Raw genomic sequence first — 13,424 nt, 5'->3', positions numbered from 1 at the left:
CTGGAACGCGGCATGTACCAACTGGAGCAGGATATTAAAAATGCCTTCCGGGAACTGTTGGAAATCCTGTTCAATGCTGCGGCACTGGTCATTGACACCCTGCGTACTTTTTTCCTTATCGTACTCTCTATTTTAGGGCCTGTCGCTTTTGCAATATCGGTCTGGGACGGTTTTCAGTCGACTATGACCCAGTGGTTCACCCGGTACATCAGCGTGTATTTATGGCTGCCGGTATCGGATCTGTTCAGTTCCATGCTGGCCAAGATACAGTCCCTAATCCTGGAGCGTGATATCGAGATGCTGTCTGACCCAAGCTATATACCGGATACCTCCAATGCCGTGTACATCATCTTTATGATCATCGGCATCGTGGGATATTTTACCATACCTACGGTAACCGGCTGGATCATACAGGCAGGCGGGGCTGGAAATTATACCCGTAACGTCAACCAGGCCACACAGAAAGCAGGCAATGTGGTGGGTGCTGGAACCGGGGCTGTAACAGGAAATATTGGCGGCAGGCTTATGAGCAAATAATCATTTTTAAAACCGGAACTATGGAATTTAAAACATTAAGGAATATAGAGAACAGTTTCAGGCAGATCAGGCTGTATGCCATTGTGTTTACAGTATTGTGCCTTGGGATTTCAGGCTATGCGGTATTCGAGTCGTACCGCTTTGCGAGCGTGCAACGTGAAAAAGTATATGTACTTGACCAAGGTAAATCACTGATGCTGGCCTTATCGCAGGATGCGAGCATCAACCGGCCCGTGGAGGCACGGGAGCACGTGAGGCGCTTCCACGAACTCTTTTTTACCCTCGCCCCGGATAAGGCAGCGATTGAAAGCAACATGAAAAGGGCGTTTAACCTAGCCGATAAAAGCGCCTTTGACTATTATAAAGACCTATCGGAAAAAGGGTACTATAACCGCATCATATCGGGTAACGTGCAGCAGCGCATTGAAGTGGACAGCGTGCAGTGCAATTTTGAAAGGTATCCCTACACAGTCCGTACGTACGCCAGTGAGTACATTATCAGGGCAAGCAATGTAACCAGGCGCAATCTGGTAACGTCCTGTTTGCTGGTCAATTCGGTACGCTCGGATGTGAACCCGCAGGGGTTCAATATAGAGCAGTTCCGCGTGCTGGAGAATAAGGACGTTGAGGTTATGGAACGCTAAGAGATAAAGTATGGACAAGTTGATCAAAGCCGTACAATCACAAAGGGAAAACCTCGATGACTATTGGAAGCAGCTGCCGGCTGCCCGGAAACGCAAACTGGTAGGGTATGCTTTTATGTTATACTGCATCAGAACCCTTATAGTAATCCTACAGGTCATTGGGCAATTCGGAAACACTGCCCAAACAGTAGCGATAGAACATATTGAAAAACCTGTAGTGAAATTACAGCAGGAGAAGAAATAAATGTCAACCTATAAAAGAGCAAGCAAATGGAAAATGAGAAAAGGAAAATTGGGGTGCAGGTTACCGAAGGTACGGCGCCACCGACAACAGAGAAAGCGGCTTTTACAAAAGAGCGCCTTAAGAAGCCCGTCATTTTTGGGGTAATGGGACTGGCCTGCGTGGTTTGCCTGTACCTGATATTTGGACAGGATTCAGGAACCAAGGCGACAGAACAGATAAAGGCGGGGATCAACGCTGCCGTTCCCCAAGCCTCCGGGGATGGCCTTCCCACCGATAAGGGGAAAGCGTATGAACAGGAAATGCTCAGGGAGCGGGAGCAGCAAAAAAGGGCGGCTATGATAAGCCTTTCGGATTATTGGCAATCGGATAGTATTATTGAAGCTACTTCATACCCCGACCCGTCGGGATCCGATAGTACTACCGACGAAGCAAATGGAGCAAAACCAAACGGTAACGCTGCCCTTAGCAGTTACCGCAGTATGCAGCGTTCCCTGAATACCTTTTACAGGCCAGAGGCTGCGCAGGATGCCCTGCGAAAGGAAAATGAGGCTTTGAAAGAAAAGCTGGAAGCCCGGGAAAGCCCGAAGCGGCGTAGCATGAATGACCGTTTGGCATTGATGGAACAATCGTATAAGATGGCAGCCAAATATTTTCCGGGTGCCAGTACCACTGCGGATACCGGCAGTACAACACCGGATACAGCGAATAAAGAAGACGGTGATTTTGTGGCCCTTTATCCCGGTAGGCACTCTGTAGTTTCGCAATTGCAGCAACCTCAACATGACTCGGTGAAGCTGGCACGGCTTGCCAATGCAGGCTTCCGCAGTTTTACAACAGCTGCCGGGGCGGAAGAAAATACGATTCCCGCCAACAGCATCAGGGCATGTGTCCACCAGACCGGTAAGGTAACCGCGGAGAGCAATGTACAGCTTCGGCTGCTTCAGGAGGCCCGTATCGCGGGCGTAGTCCTCCCAAGGGGCACTATCCTGAGTGCTGTTGCCAAGTTCCAGTCCAGCCGCTTGCAACTGACGGTGGTATCGCTTGAAATTAAGGGTAGCATCCTCCCGGTGAAGCTTGAGGTATATGACCTGGATGGGCAAAAGGGCCTGAACATACCCTATTCCCCGGAAGTTTCAGCGGTAAACGGCACCCTTGCCAACATGGGCAACACCGCCGGGGGCAGTTTTACTATTAACCGTTCGGCAGGCCAGCAGGTGGTAGCGGATGCCAGCCGGGGGCTGATACAGGGGGTCTCAGGATACTTCTCAAAAAAGGTGAAGGCGCAGAAGGTAACCCTGAAGTCCGGCCACCAGGTATTTTTAGTATCGAAAACGCAATAATATAAAATTATGATCATGAAAAATCTATGTATACATTACGTATTGAGGCTACTCCTGATGGTTAGCCCCATAGCCGCTATAGGACAGGGCAGGCAGTCCGAAACGCTGGCACTTGGCTCTATACCTGCCTACCGCATGGAGGTGACCTATGATAAAACCTCCCATATTATCTTTCCTTCAGGTATCCGTTATGTGGACCTCGGTAGCGATTATATCGTTGCGGGCAAAGCTGCCGATGCCGATAATGTCCTGCGTGTTAAAGCAGCAGTGGAGGAGTTTACTGAAGAGACCAATTTTTCTGTCATCACGGATGACGGTCATTTTTACGGGTTTAATGTCTGCTACAGCAGCCTTCCGGTGGAAATGAGTTATAACCTGGCCAGGGCGGGCCGTGCTGTAAGCCGTAAACAGTCGGCGGATGTACAGTTCGAGGATCTGGGCAGCCCGGCTTCGCTGACAGGGCTGCTTATGGAAACGCTGTACAAGGATAATAAGAAAGAGATTAGGAACATAAAATCTGACAGTTACGGAATGACCTTCAGGCTGAAAGGAATTTATGTCCATCAGGGCAAGTATTACTTCCACATCGAACTGGAGAACGATACGTATGTGCCTTTTGAGACGGATTTTATCACCTTTACCATTGCCGACCGTAAAGTAGCCAAAAGGACGGTCATGCAGCAGAAGGCACTCGACCCTTTACGCACCTACAGGCCACTGTTGGCGGTAGGCGGACAAACAACGGAGCGCAATATCTACCTGTTAGATATATTTACCCTATCCGAGGGACAGGTACTGCTGATTGAAGCCTATGAAAAAAATGGCGGCAGGTCACAAATACTGAAAGTAAAGAACAGAGATTTGGTCCGGGCGAAGCCGCTGGAAAAGCTTAAGCTTAAATTATAGGCAGGAGAAAAAGGCATTGCACAGGAAAGCAAACCTTTCTATCTTTGTGTAAATATTGAAAATCTTAAAGTGTTTTTGCTTTAAGTCTCGTCACTGAAAACTGGTAATTTTTAAAGACTTCGAGGCTAAGTAGAGACGCTCATGCTACGGCGTGGGCGCTCGCTTATGCGAAGTCTAGGTATACCAGTGCCTCAGTGTCCGTAAGTGTGGTGGCCTGCGCCTAATTTTTTAGGCAGGGAAAGAATCGAACTAACACTGCAGGGTCACACTTACCAGTATTCATCAAAATGAAATGACATGGTAAACCCTGATGCGAAACTACAGATGCAGCTTTTAGAAAGCGACTTTCGTTTCAGTAAAAGAATGCTGAATTTTTTTTCCAGTGTAGAGATTTATACCGTGAAGCAATTAACGGAAATTCCCCTTTCAAAATTTACATGTTTCAGAGGATTTAAAAATCAGTGTATGACGGAACTGATTGCTTTTATAGAGTTTGAGCAAATCCAGAACTATTTTAAACAATGATAATTACCAAGGTACGTAACGCCACTATACTAAGGGGCAGTACTGTACGATCTGTTTCCATCGCGGCAAAAACACCTAAAACCATTGATGCGAACCTCTCATCAATTAAGATAATTCACATAGTAGTGTCATTTGTATTGAATATGTGCTGCGCAAGAATGAGATATTATTATATTTAGCAGAAGGTAATTTAAATGTCCATTGTAACGAGTGGCACACGGAAACCAATGAAGTACAAGAAGATAAAGCCTAACAAAGAATTAGCCCCTTTAATTCATTTCTATTGGGAACTAAAAGGATACGGGGTAGAGCAACAACTGGAACGCGTTTTTCCGGATGGCTGTGCTGGTATACTTATCAATTTGGGAGATAAATGTTTGACCGATAACGGCTCGTTTACTATGGAGTTTGGTAAAACTTATGTTGTTGGGGCAATGCATTCGTTTAAAGACAGCTTTATTGACAACACTACCCATCTGGCAGGAGTATGCCTGAAACCTGCAACTTTTTCCAATTTCTATCGCTATGCTTCACAAGATGAGTTGACAAACAATACCGTTGAATTTGAAAGATCCGATTCATTTGACATTGATAAACTACGTGACAACCCCTTCACATATTTTGACCAATTCTATTGCAAACGAGTAAAGAGCAAAACCAATTTATTACAACCTGTTATAAATGATGTCCATGCGGCGAACGGGCTACTAAGCATTGATGAACTGTCAAAAAGAAATTGCACAACCGCAAGGCAACTTGAGCGCAATTTTAGAAAGCTCATTGGATTATCACCTAAGGAGTATTCCAATATCATTCGGTTTCAGCATGCTTTAAAAATGATCAGAAAATCCATGCACGACCGCAGCTTATTGGATATTGCACATGACTGTGGTTACTATGACCATTCCCATCTGAGTAATGAGGTCAGGAGAATTACGGGACTTTCACCGTCACTACTTTAATTTGTCGGATTTTTACAAAGTGTGACTATGTGGCTGGAAGTACATTTGCAGAAAATCCAAAATTTTAAACAGATGCGTAAAATATCACTTTTCATTGCAATGAGTCTGGACGGGTACATTGCAAAACCGAATGACGACCTTAGCTTCCTGAAACTTGTAGAAAAAGAAGGTGAAGATTACGGCTATGCAGAGTTTGTGGCCAAAATTGACACCATTATTATTGGTAGGAGAACTTATGATTATGTGCTTAAAGAAGTTGGAGCTTCTCATTACGACAATGGGGAAAGGGATGTTTATGTTATAACAAGAACTGCAAGGCCAAAAATAGGCAGAACTACTTTCTATACAGGTAATTTGGTGGAGTTAATTAGCCGATTAAAATCGGAAAAGGGTAAGAACATCTATTGCGATGGTGGTGCTGAGGTGATCAATGAGCTACTGCAGCACGATTTAATCGATGAGCTAATAATTTCAGTAATACCCGTTTTATTAGGTAATGGCACCAGGCTATTTAAAGACGGAAGACCTGAACAAACACTTGAATTCATTACGTCAAAAACTTTTGAAACGGGATTGGCGCAATTGCACTATAGGCGGAAAAATGACTTAATACCCCCAACAATAGTCCCTGAGACCCTATAGAAAGACAAAAAGCGACATTGGACGGCAATGTCGCTTTTATATATAAATATCAGACTGCAATACTAGTATTACACTGTCGGTGAAGCGCCACCATCTACAGCATAGTTACTGCCTGTAATATATTTCGCCTCTGGAGAGGCAAGGAATGTCACCAGTTCAGCAATTTCCTGCGGCGCAGCCATCCTGCCCAGCGGGACGCCAACTTTATCCATAATTCCTTGAAATGCATCGTCTATGGTACTATTTGATGTCTTGGCAATATTTTCAATAAACTCGAGCATCAAGGGTGTTTTTACAACACCGGGCGATACTACATTTACGCGTATACCCTTAGGGCCTAATTCGCTCGCCAGCGCTTTGCTATAGATGTTTAGTGCCGCCTTGGCAGAAGAGTACGACATTGTCATTTCCCATATCGGTTGCTTGGCTGCTCCCGTAGAAATGTTAATAATTACACCATATTGTTGGGCAATCATTGTTGGTACTAATGCTTTGTTGATCCGTACAACCGACATAAAATTTAATGCCCAGTCATTATACCAGTGCTCGTCAGAAAGCGTACTAAAGCCGCCGCCCGGACCCAGGTTTGCACCTGCATTATTCACAATGATATCTATCCTGCCATATTTTTCAAGTATTTCTTTGGCAATAGCTTCAGCACTTTCCGGCTGAGAGAGGTCAGCTGCGATGAAATGTTGACGTTCTGTGTTTTCTTTAGGCGCAGTTCGTGCAGTAACTACTACGATGGCACCTTTACTACTTAAGGTATCTGCAATTGCTTTACCAATTCCTTTTGTTCCGCCGGTTACTAAAGCAACCTGGCCTTTAAAAGTATTATCCATGATTATTTTTTTTTAAATGAGTTGCAAAGTAAAACACAATACTTTACTTTTGAAAGTAGTTACACGTATGTACAGTATTGACACAGAGTAAAGGATTAAACAATATCAGGGACCTATGAAAGAAAAAAAAATAAAAAAAAATGATGAGCGATGTGCACTTCAGGAAATATTGGGTGTAATTGGTGGTAAATGGTCTATGTCTATTATTTACGCTTTATTTCCCGGAACAAAGCGTTTTAGTGAACTGGAGCGGCTGATACCTGGTATTAATACCAGGATGTTAGTAAAGGAATTGAAAAATATGGAGGCTAATGGAATTGTAGTCAGAAATGTTTATGCGACTGTACCCCCTACAGTAGAGTACACTTTAACTGCTAAGGGAGCGCAGTTAGAACCGATTATTAACGATTTGTATAAGTGGGGACTTGAGTATATTAGTTAAACTCCACCTTGATATTTCCTGGGTTTTTAGCACCGTCTGAAAATTGTATTTCGGCTTTCATCTGTTTTCATTTTTAAATGGTGTATGACTAACCGCGTATTTCCGTCTGAAGCATGTATAGTTACTTTATATCTTGAATTCTATTCAGTAAAAAATGTAAATTTTATCGTGAAGCAATTCGTGAAACCTCTCTTCAAAATTTACGTGATTAGAGCATCAAAATGTATGACTGAACTGATGGCATTAGATTAGCAATCCGGTCAGGAAAAAAAATGGAAAGCACCGGATTCACCCCAGTGCTTTCCCTTTATATAATGTGAGCAGATCAAAGAAAGCCCTTCTTTAAAAGGTTGATTGATAAGTATAACCAACAGGTCCCGACACTCTCATTGTTCCGTTTTCATCTTCACAAATTTTACCACGGGCATTCTTTTGTTTCTGAATCGTGATCTTCGCTTACAAATTTCTTTGTCGGCACAGTTTTGTCCAGTACTGTATTTACAATAGTAGTTGCAGCTTCTTCAGGGCTGCCGCTGCCTTGATTATTTGTAAGGTCAGTCTTTATAAATCCGGGATCGATTACATTAACCCGGAACTTTGGAAGTTGGTTGCCCAGCGAAATGGAATACATATTTAGTGCGACCTTTGAAATAGCATATACCATAAAAATATTGGCATTTTCGTAATATTTCCAACTGGTGTCGCTATGAAGCGTAAGTGATCCGATACTTGAGCTGATGTTAATAATATGTGGTTCTTGCGATCTTTCCAACAAATCTGTAAAAGACTGAGTTACCCGTAATGTTCCATATAAATTGGTATTGAGCACTTTTTCCAATTCTGAAACTGTGGCATTAAGCGCATCTTGCGGCATATTTCCAGTAATACCAACATTATTGATTAACACATCCAGCGTAGCAGTTTTTTTTCCAAGTTGGATTCGCGCATTTTTTACAGACTCATCTTGGCTAATATCAATTAGTATAACTTCAGCATTAGTCAATCCTTCGGACTGTAACAGCTGCAAGGCCTCCAAACCCCGTTCCTGGCTACGACAGCCAAGATATACATAAAAGCCTTTTTGCAAAAAATGTCGTGCTGTAGCAAATCCAATACCTTTATTGGCTCCTGTAATGAATACTTTTTTCATATTTTTTATTTAAAAGTTTAACACTACAAATTTGATACAATAAGAAATAAAGTTTTTTCACATTTGTGAAAAAGCGATTAGCGTATATTCTTCCTCACCCTGCTTAAAGATTGCTGTCGCATGCCCAGATAAGATGCGACATAGGACAGTGGAATACGATTCACCACATTGGGATATTGTTCCAAAAATGAAAGATATCGTTCAGTGTTGTCTTCTGAAATCAATGCACTTCGCCTTTCTAACTTTTTTGACTTATGCATTATAATTATTTTTTGGATGATGTTATTTAATTCAACAACACAATCTAATAATTCATTCCAGTCTTTTTTTAAGAAAACGATACATGAGCAGTCTGTACTTGCTTGCAGGTTTGCAATAGCGTTAACGCTTTTAGCCGGATTATCCCAGTCCGAAAGCCAATGATTTTCTTCAACAAAATAATGGGTAATTTCATCACCCTTATCGTTACAGTAATAAACCCGGAGAATCCCACTGACAACAAACCCGACGTATTTTGAACTTTTTCCCTCTTCCCAGAAATAGTCACCTTTTTCGAGAAGTAAATTAGTTGATTTACTTTTGATTAGGTCTATTTGTTGCTGGTCAAGATTTCCAAATTGCAACAAGAAATTTATAAATTCACTCATGCTGCAAAGTTACAACTCCCATAAGACAAATGATATATTAGATTGTATTGGCTATAAAATCTATTAAATAACAAACGAATATCATACCCTTGCCCGAAGTATGCGTCAATTTTTTAACACAATGTGCTCCTGGAGCTTCAGTAAGACGAGCAATCTTAAAAATTAGTATCTGCCAAAACTAAGTCCACTGTAGAACCGTCGGGTTTATAGTACAGCAGTCGTACAAAACCATATTTCGGACTGAACCAGTACTTGCCTTTGTACTGCCCAATCTCCTGTATATAGTTGGTGTTTCGGCCCTCTACCACATAACATACAACCTTGCTGTTTTTAAATGTCAGGGTATTGGTTACGGTCCTTTCAATAGTATGCTGAAACGTTTTATTTTCAGCGGGCTTAAACGCAGATTTCCTAACCGTCAGCTCCACCTCGGAGGAGCTGATCAGTTCCGGCGGATAGTTAATCCTGGGGAAAGGGACTACTTCGGTAAAGGCAAAAGCGCCCAGCCTGGGTGGATGTAAAAAGATGCCTTCCGCACTTTCGTCCACACCCGTGGTTTCTTCGAAGGACTGGGAAGAATCGCAGTTATTATAGTTATAGGTAATCCCTTTCTGTCCGGCTAGTACCGATGCGACACTGGAGCTGCCCACCGATAATTTTAGGGTGCAGTTACTAAGGACAGTACCTGTCGAATCGTTAAACGTGACATTATAGGTCCACTCACGGCCATCACTATAAATGGCGTCACCTTCTTCAGCAGCCGTTTTCTTTTGCCCGCAGCCTGACAGCCCTGTAAAAATAGCAAGGGCTGTGGCCAGCGGCAAAAATCGTACGCAATATGCTAATGATTTAAATCCTGTAAACTTCATCCGTAATATAAATTTGTTCTGATACTTTCGGTGTAAATATAACCTGAGAAATAGGACCATCCAACTCATCCGCCGAATCTTCGGTATAGCAGCGCTCGGAGGTTATGTACAGGTGGTCAAATGGGTATTCCCCTTTACCGGGCTCCGGTTTGGTACCTGCTGCTTTGGCTACGGGCTGTACGACACCGCCGCCCCCGAACGATTTCTTGGTCCTGACCGTTACTGTCTTCGTGCCGTTAGGATGGGTTACTACCGTCCTTTCATTTTCATAATCCACATTAGAAGCGACAACGGATACTGCTGCGAGTACTAAGATAGCAATAACAATCCAGTTGCAGTCTAAATCGTCTGGTTTGTCATAAACTTCTTTAAATACTTCTTTGCCATCTTTCATCCCTTCCAGCTCAATTTTGTCACCTTCCAGGCGGCTATTGACCGCCAAGTAGGCATATTTGCCATCGGGGCTGTAGGTTATAGCGTATTGTGCCACCGTTTTAACCCTTTTTAGTCCATCCAGAGCATTGTAGGAAATGCCAAACACGTCCTCTTTTTTAATCTCCACCGGGTTGAAGGTGAGTTCCCATTGTTTTGCGCCATTGGTCTCAATGGTAATCCCGTCAAAGGAATTTTTAAAGCCTTCCAGGATCATCCCGTCTTTTTCACTGTGAAGGGCTGCATTACCGGTTGCGTAATGGTTCAGTCCCTTAAAATTAACTGGTGTAGCCATAAGTAAAATTTTTAATGGTTATACCTTCAAATGTATAACGGGTGTAGCCATATCTTACAAGCAGAAACCGTACACTATCCGGCAAATTGCAACCAATTGCCGGGTATTGGTTTACCTTCATAAACGAAGGAAAGACAGCGATATATGAAACCCGATGTTGGTGCAGCGGCAAAACCAAACGCGCCTGCCGGACAAATGCAGCAGGGTTTATCCCGATGCTGTTGCCTGACAGGCGCATCCGCTTTCAAACGCAAAAAGGCGTTCCCAACCATAGGGAGGGATTGCCTTTTTAAGCTGAAAATGCGGGTTAATCAGCCAACCGCTAACGGTTGGCTGCGAAAATTCCCCAAATTCACAAAGAAGCCCCTTTCGGTAGTCATTCCCTGCCTGAGTAGCTGCCATAACAAGCTGCATCCCATCTGAGCCAAAACCGAATTCATGAACAAATCCTGTTTTTCGAGTGCTTCTGCAAGGGAGCAGCTCGGCAGGTTTTCGGTGTCACCCTGCCTTAGCAGTTCCGCAAACTCTTGTGTAACCTGTGGCAGGCTGCCCACAGGTGTGAACTTTTCCGAAGCAGGCTGTTTAATACTGCCGATTGTGGAGAGGATACCCTGCCCCGTGTCCTTACTGTTACCGAAGTCCATCCAATAGCGGGGCGTATCGGTACGGTACGTACTTAAATCCAAATCGTCCAACACTTCGGCTATCCCGAAACGGGCTGCTGCGGTGTCCACGCAGGAAATATAAATCGCATTCCTTCCCGTTGCTGTATCAACGGTAAAAGGCTTTTCAACGGCTCTCCACGCTGTGCCAAAAAAGCGGTTCGTACGGGTAATGAGGGCGGTTGCTTTAGATAACCCGACTTCACACTCTGCAAATAATTGCCTGCCACGATTGGCATCCGTAATTACATCATCATCCCACAGGCTGACCTGAAAGCCTGCGTGTCCCAACTGTTGTAGGCTGTGCGACATCCGTGCCAAGCCTGTCAGCACCTGCGAGCCTGTACCGCCTGCACCAATCAGGCAGACCGTTATGGGGTTGGTCGGGTTTAGCAGTTCGGGTGCGGTAAAGTGTGCTTTTATTTTCGTTTCCATTACAATAAATTTCTAAGGGTTAGCGGTGTGGTTCTCAGGGTATCGGTCGGGAATGGCTTTTCAGTGTCTGCCATCAGTTCTTTGTAAAGGTTAAACAGGTTTACGCCTACAGGGTTGTGTTCGTTGATATGGTGGGAGAAATAACTCCCGAAGAAATACCCCTGCCATGCCGTAATGAATTCCTCTAAGGTGGCAGCCGATTTAATGGCAACGTTTACATTACCCATACACACATTGCCCTTTTGGTAGAGGTTAAAAAACGGGGCGTGGAATAACGGGGTTTCGGCTTTGGGCTTGGTTTTGCCATTGAGGGCAAATATTTGCAGTTCCTTTTTAGTGGCTTTCCACACGAGCGCAGGCAGGGCAACCCTACCATTATTCAATCCCAGGCTTTCGGCAAAGTACAGCTTTTGGCGTTGGGGTTTGGTATACCATACCACACTGCCGTTAGCGGACGGGTCAAGGTGCAGCACACTCGCAGGCAGTATGCCCTCGGGGCGCAGGAATGCCTTGCCTGCCTGCTCTCGGGTATCAAGGGCTTTGGCAAGGCTTTGCGCTTCCCTGACCGTAAGCGGGTGCGGGTTTACGGGGCAGCCTGTTTCGTCCATATCATAATATTCGATATACGGGGCGGCAAAACCACTTGTGGTAAAAACCACGAGGGCTGCTTTAGGCTGGTAGAGTTGTACGTTTGGTGTCATAATCGTAGTTGTTTAAGAGGTAGCACAATTCATTCAGGAGTGGGAACAAACGGCATTCAAAATTGAGGGTATCGTTGTCCTGCGGTTGCCCGTCAAAGAAGCGTTTTAGTACAGGCTCTTGTTTGGAGGTGCTTTCATTAAAGTAGGCATTTACCGATTGTTGTACATTTTCATACAGCCATCCCTCGGTATCGGCTACAAACCCGACGTATTTTTCCATCGTAATGCATTCATCATCATCAAAGTCGTCGTTTTCATAATCGGGCAGGCAGCTTGTATCAGCGTGTTCGTAGATGGAGGTTTCAGGGTAGTCCTGCCACAATTGGTAAAATTTATGGGCGATACTTTGGCATTGCCTGTCCAAATCATTACAGGGCGTAAAGGCTTTGAGCCATTCCCCAAAATGGTCAAAGTGTGTTGTATTCCAAATTCTGCGCAGCATGGTTTCCCCGTAATGCTGTGCAGCCCGTAACTGGCTTACATAGTCATTGTAATCTTTTTGCTCCCAATCATCGGGGTCGTTTTGTACCCATTCCGATACCATTTCATACTGCCAGTACAGAAAGCTGTCCTCAGTATAGTACGGGATATTTACCATATGAAACAGGTAGCTGAAAACACATAGCAAGAGCCGTGCGCCTTTACGGTACTTCTTGTCCTGCATCATATAATGCAGGGGTAGTACAGGAATATAGAACAGCGTGTTACCCGTATAACAGGTTTCTGTAGCCTGAATTACAAAGCTGCCGTTATGCTCCAACAGTTCCAAACCAATATGTTGGGAATATTTCTCATTGAGCAGCCGCGCGGCTTCGTGCAGGGCAACCTCCCTGCCGTAGGGATAGGCAAGCGCCGTAGTGTCCACAGGTTTTACCTTATAATGTTCGCACAGCAGTTTTAAGCTGCGGTAAAAATCTTCCTTTTCTGTACCGCCTGCGATTGCCTGCCCCGTGTAGTGGGGCAGGAAACGGGTTTTCAGAAAACCATAGACAGCAGCCCCGCAGGGGCTGACCTCGGGCGGTCGGCAAGCACTTCGGCGGTGTCTTTCCTGCGCTGCAAGCCCATCAGGAATTCGCCTGCGTTTTTGTGCAGCAGCTTTTGCCTTTTGTTTTGGGGCAGCCGTAACTGCCCCGCTATTATCTTTTGCAT

At 44.4% G+C, this 13,424-nt stretch carries 16 protein-coding genes; 8 read left to right on the top strand and 8 right to left on the bottom strand.

Annotation, left to right across the window (positions count from 1 at the left end; genetic code table 11):
* The 7 genes from traJ to ABS766_RS16415 form a co-directional block, all read left to right on the top strand.
* Window positions 1–537: conjugative transposon protein TraJ (gene traJ / locus ABS766_RS16445; RefSeq protein WP_408086292.1), on the top strand; the 537-nt coding region annotated here is incomplete at its 5' end.
* A gap of 20 nt (window positions 538–557) precedes the next feature.
* On the top strand, window positions 558–1,181 hold the full coding sequence (traK, locus tag ABS766_RS16440) for a conjugative transposon protein TraK (RefSeq protein ID WP_408086291.1): 624 nt from the start codon (window positions 558–560) through the stop codon (window positions 1,179–1,181).
* Window positions 1,182–1,191: 10 nt separating this feature from the next.
* The gene (locus ABS766_RS16435; protein ID WP_408086290.1) at window positions 1,192–1,425 is read left to right on the top strand and encodes a hypothetical protein; all 234 of its coding nucleotides are present in this window, start codon (window positions 1,192–1,194) and stop codon (window positions 1,423–1,425) included.
* Window positions 1,426–1,451: 26 nt separating this feature from the next.
* Window positions 1,452–2,765: a conjugative transposon protein TraM gene (gene traM, locus ABS766_RS16430; protein ID WP_408086289.1), complete on the top strand. Its 1,314-nt coding sequence runs from the start codon at window positions 1,452–1,454 to the stop codon at window positions 2,763–2,765.
* Window positions 2,766–2,780: 15 nt separating this feature from the next.
* Window positions 2,781–3,671 (top strand): conjugative transposon protein TraN, encoded by an 891-nt coding sequence (traN, locus tag ABS766_RS16425; protein WP_408086288.1) that lies wholly within the window; start codon window positions 2,781–2,783, stop codon window positions 3,669–3,671.
* Between the two features lie 752 nt (window positions 3,672–4,423).
* Window positions 4,424–5,158: a DUF6597 domain-containing transcriptional factor gene (locus ABS766_RS16420; protein ID WP_408086287.1), complete on the top strand. Its 735-nt coding sequence runs from the start codon at window positions 4,424–4,426 to the stop codon at window positions 5,156–5,158.
* Window positions 5,159–5,230: 72 nt separating this feature from the next.
* Window positions 5,231–5,800, top strand: coding sequence for a dihydrofolate reductase family protein (locus ABS766_RS16415; protein ID WP_408086286.1), 570 nt, complete (start codon window positions 5,231–5,233; stop codon window positions 5,798–5,800).
* A gap of 68 nt (window positions 5,801–5,868) precedes the next feature.
* Here ABS766_RS16415 and ABS766_RS16410 read toward each other — a convergent pair whose 3' ends face one another.
* Complete coding sequence (locus ABS766_RS16410) at window positions 5,869–6,642, bottom strand: SDR family oxidoreductase (RefSeq protein WP_408086285.1); 774 nt, start codon at window positions 6,640–6,642, stop codon at window positions 5,869–5,871.
* Between the two features lie 115 nt (window positions 6,643–6,757).
* Between ABS766_RS16410 and ABS766_RS16405 the strand changes: the two genes are divergently transcribed.
* The gene (locus ABS766_RS16405; protein ID WP_408086284.1) at window positions 6,758–7,084 is read left to right on the top strand and encodes a winged helix-turn-helix transcriptional regulator; all 327 of its coding nucleotides are present in this window, start codon (window positions 6,758–6,760) and stop codon (window positions 7,082–7,084) included.
* Between the two features lie 415 nt (window positions 7,085–7,499).
* On the opposite strand, the gene ABS766_RS16400 is transcribed toward ABS766_RS16405, so the two are convergent.
* From ABS766_RS16400 to ABS766_RS16370, 7 genes are all read right to left on the bottom strand, one after another.
* The gene (locus ABS766_RS16400) at window positions 7,500–8,234 is read right to left on the bottom strand and encodes an SDR family NAD(P)-dependent oxidoreductase (RefSeq protein WP_408086283.1); all 735 of its coding nucleotides are present in this window, start codon (window positions 8,232–8,234) and stop codon (window positions 7,500–7,502) included.
* A gap of 77 nt (window positions 8,235–8,311) precedes the next feature.
* Window positions 8,312–8,881 carry a Crp/Fnr family transcriptional regulator gene (locus ABS766_RS16395; RefSeq protein WP_408086282.1) on the bottom strand — a complete coding sequence of 190 codons (570 nt, stop codon included), beginning with the start codon at window positions 8,879–8,881 and terminating at the stop codon, window positions 8,312–8,314.
* A 155-nt stretch (window positions 8,882–9,036) separates the two neighbouring features.
* A complete protein-coding gene (locus tag ABS766_RS16390; RefSeq protein ID WP_408086281.1) occupies window positions 9,037–9,750 on the bottom strand; it encodes a hypothetical protein in 714 nt (237 codons plus the stop codon).
* On the bottom strand, window positions 9,731–10,291 hold the full coding sequence (locus ABS766_RS16385; RefSeq protein ID WP_408086280.1) for a hypothetical protein: 561 nt from the start codon (window positions 10,289–10,291) through the stop codon (window positions 9,731–9,733). The genes ABS766_RS16390 and ABS766_RS16385 overlap by 20 nt, the downstream gene beginning before the upstream one ends.
* Window positions 10,292–10,788: 497 nt before the next feature.
* Window positions 10,789–11,574, bottom strand: coding sequence for a PRTRC system ThiF family protein (locus tag ABS766_RS16380; protein ID WP_408086279.1), 786 nt, complete (start codon window positions 11,572–11,574; stop codon window positions 10,789–10,791).
* Entirely contained in the window at window positions 11,574–12,275 is a 702-nt protein-coding gene (locus ABS766_RS16375) for a PRTRC system protein B (RefSeq protein WP_408086278.1), read from the bottom strand. Before ABS766_RS16375 ends, ABS766_RS16380 begins: the two co-directional genes overlap by 1 nt.
* A partial coding sequence (locus ABS766_RS16370) for a hypothetical protein (protein ID WP_408086277.1) occupies window positions 12,244–13,424 on the bottom strand: 1,181 nt, incomplete at its 5' end. The genes ABS766_RS16370 and ABS766_RS16375, both read right to left, overlap by 32 nt.

Origin of the sequence: Flavobacterium rhizosphaerae (assembly GCF_046000445.1) — a bacterium.
Lineage (GTDB): Bacteria > Bacteroidota > Bacteroidia > Flavobacteriales > Flavobacteriaceae > Flavobacterium > Flavobacterium rhizosphaerae.
Note: the sequence above shows the minus strand (reverse complement) of the source record. Positions and strands in the feature narration are given on the sequence as shown.

Bases quoted from the DNA above. Each gene is read 5' to 3' on its own strand.
- traK (WP_408086291.1), top strand. From the start codon at position 558: ATGGAATTTAAAACATTAAGGAATATAGAGAACAGTTTCAGGCAGATC.
- ABS766_RS16435 (WP_408086290.1), top strand. From the start codon at position 1,192: ATGGACAAGTTGATCAAAGCCGTACAATCACAAAGGGAAAACCTCGAT.
- traM (WP_408086289.1), top strand. From the start codon at position 1,452: ATGGAAAATGAGAAAAGGAAAATTGGGGTGCAGGTTACCGAAGGTACG.
- traN (WP_408086288.1), top strand. From the start codon at position 2,781: ATGAAAAATCTATGTATACATTACGTATTGAGGCTACTCCTGATGGTT.
- ABS766_RS16420 (WP_408086287.1), top strand. From the start codon at position 4,424: ATGAAGTACAAGAAGATAAAGCCTAACAAAGAATTAGCCCCTTTAATT.
- ABS766_RS16415 (WP_408086286.1), top strand. From the start codon at position 5,231: ATGCGTAAAATATCACTTTTCATTGCAATGAGTCTGGACGGGTACATT.
- ABS766_RS16410 (WP_408086285.1), bottom strand. From the start codon at position 6,642: ATGGATAATACTTTTAAAGGCCAGGTTGCTTTAGTAACCGGCGGAACA.
- ABS766_RS16405 (WP_408086284.1), top strand. From the start codon at position 6,758: ATGAAAGAAAAAAAAATAAAAAAAAATGATGAGCGATGTGCACTTCAG.
- ABS766_RS16400 (WP_408086283.1), bottom strand. From the start codon at position 8,234: ATGAAAAAAGTATTCATTACAGGAGCCAATAAAGGTATTGGATTTGCT.
- ABS766_RS16395 (WP_408086282.1), bottom strand. From the start codon at position 8,881: ATGAGTGAATTTATAAATTTCTTGTTGCAATTTGGAAATCTTGACCAG.
- ABS766_RS16390 (WP_408086281.1), bottom strand. From the start codon at position 9,750: ATGAAGTTTACAGGATTTAAATCATTAGCATATTGCGTACGATTTTTG.
- ABS766_RS16380 (WP_408086279.1), bottom strand. From the start codon at position 11,574: ATGGAAACGAAAATAAAAGCACACTTTACCGCACCCGAACTGCTAAAC.
- ABS766_RS16375 (WP_408086278.1), bottom strand. From the start codon at position 12,275: ATGACACCAAACGTACAACTCTACCAGCCTAAAGCAGCCCTCGTGGTT.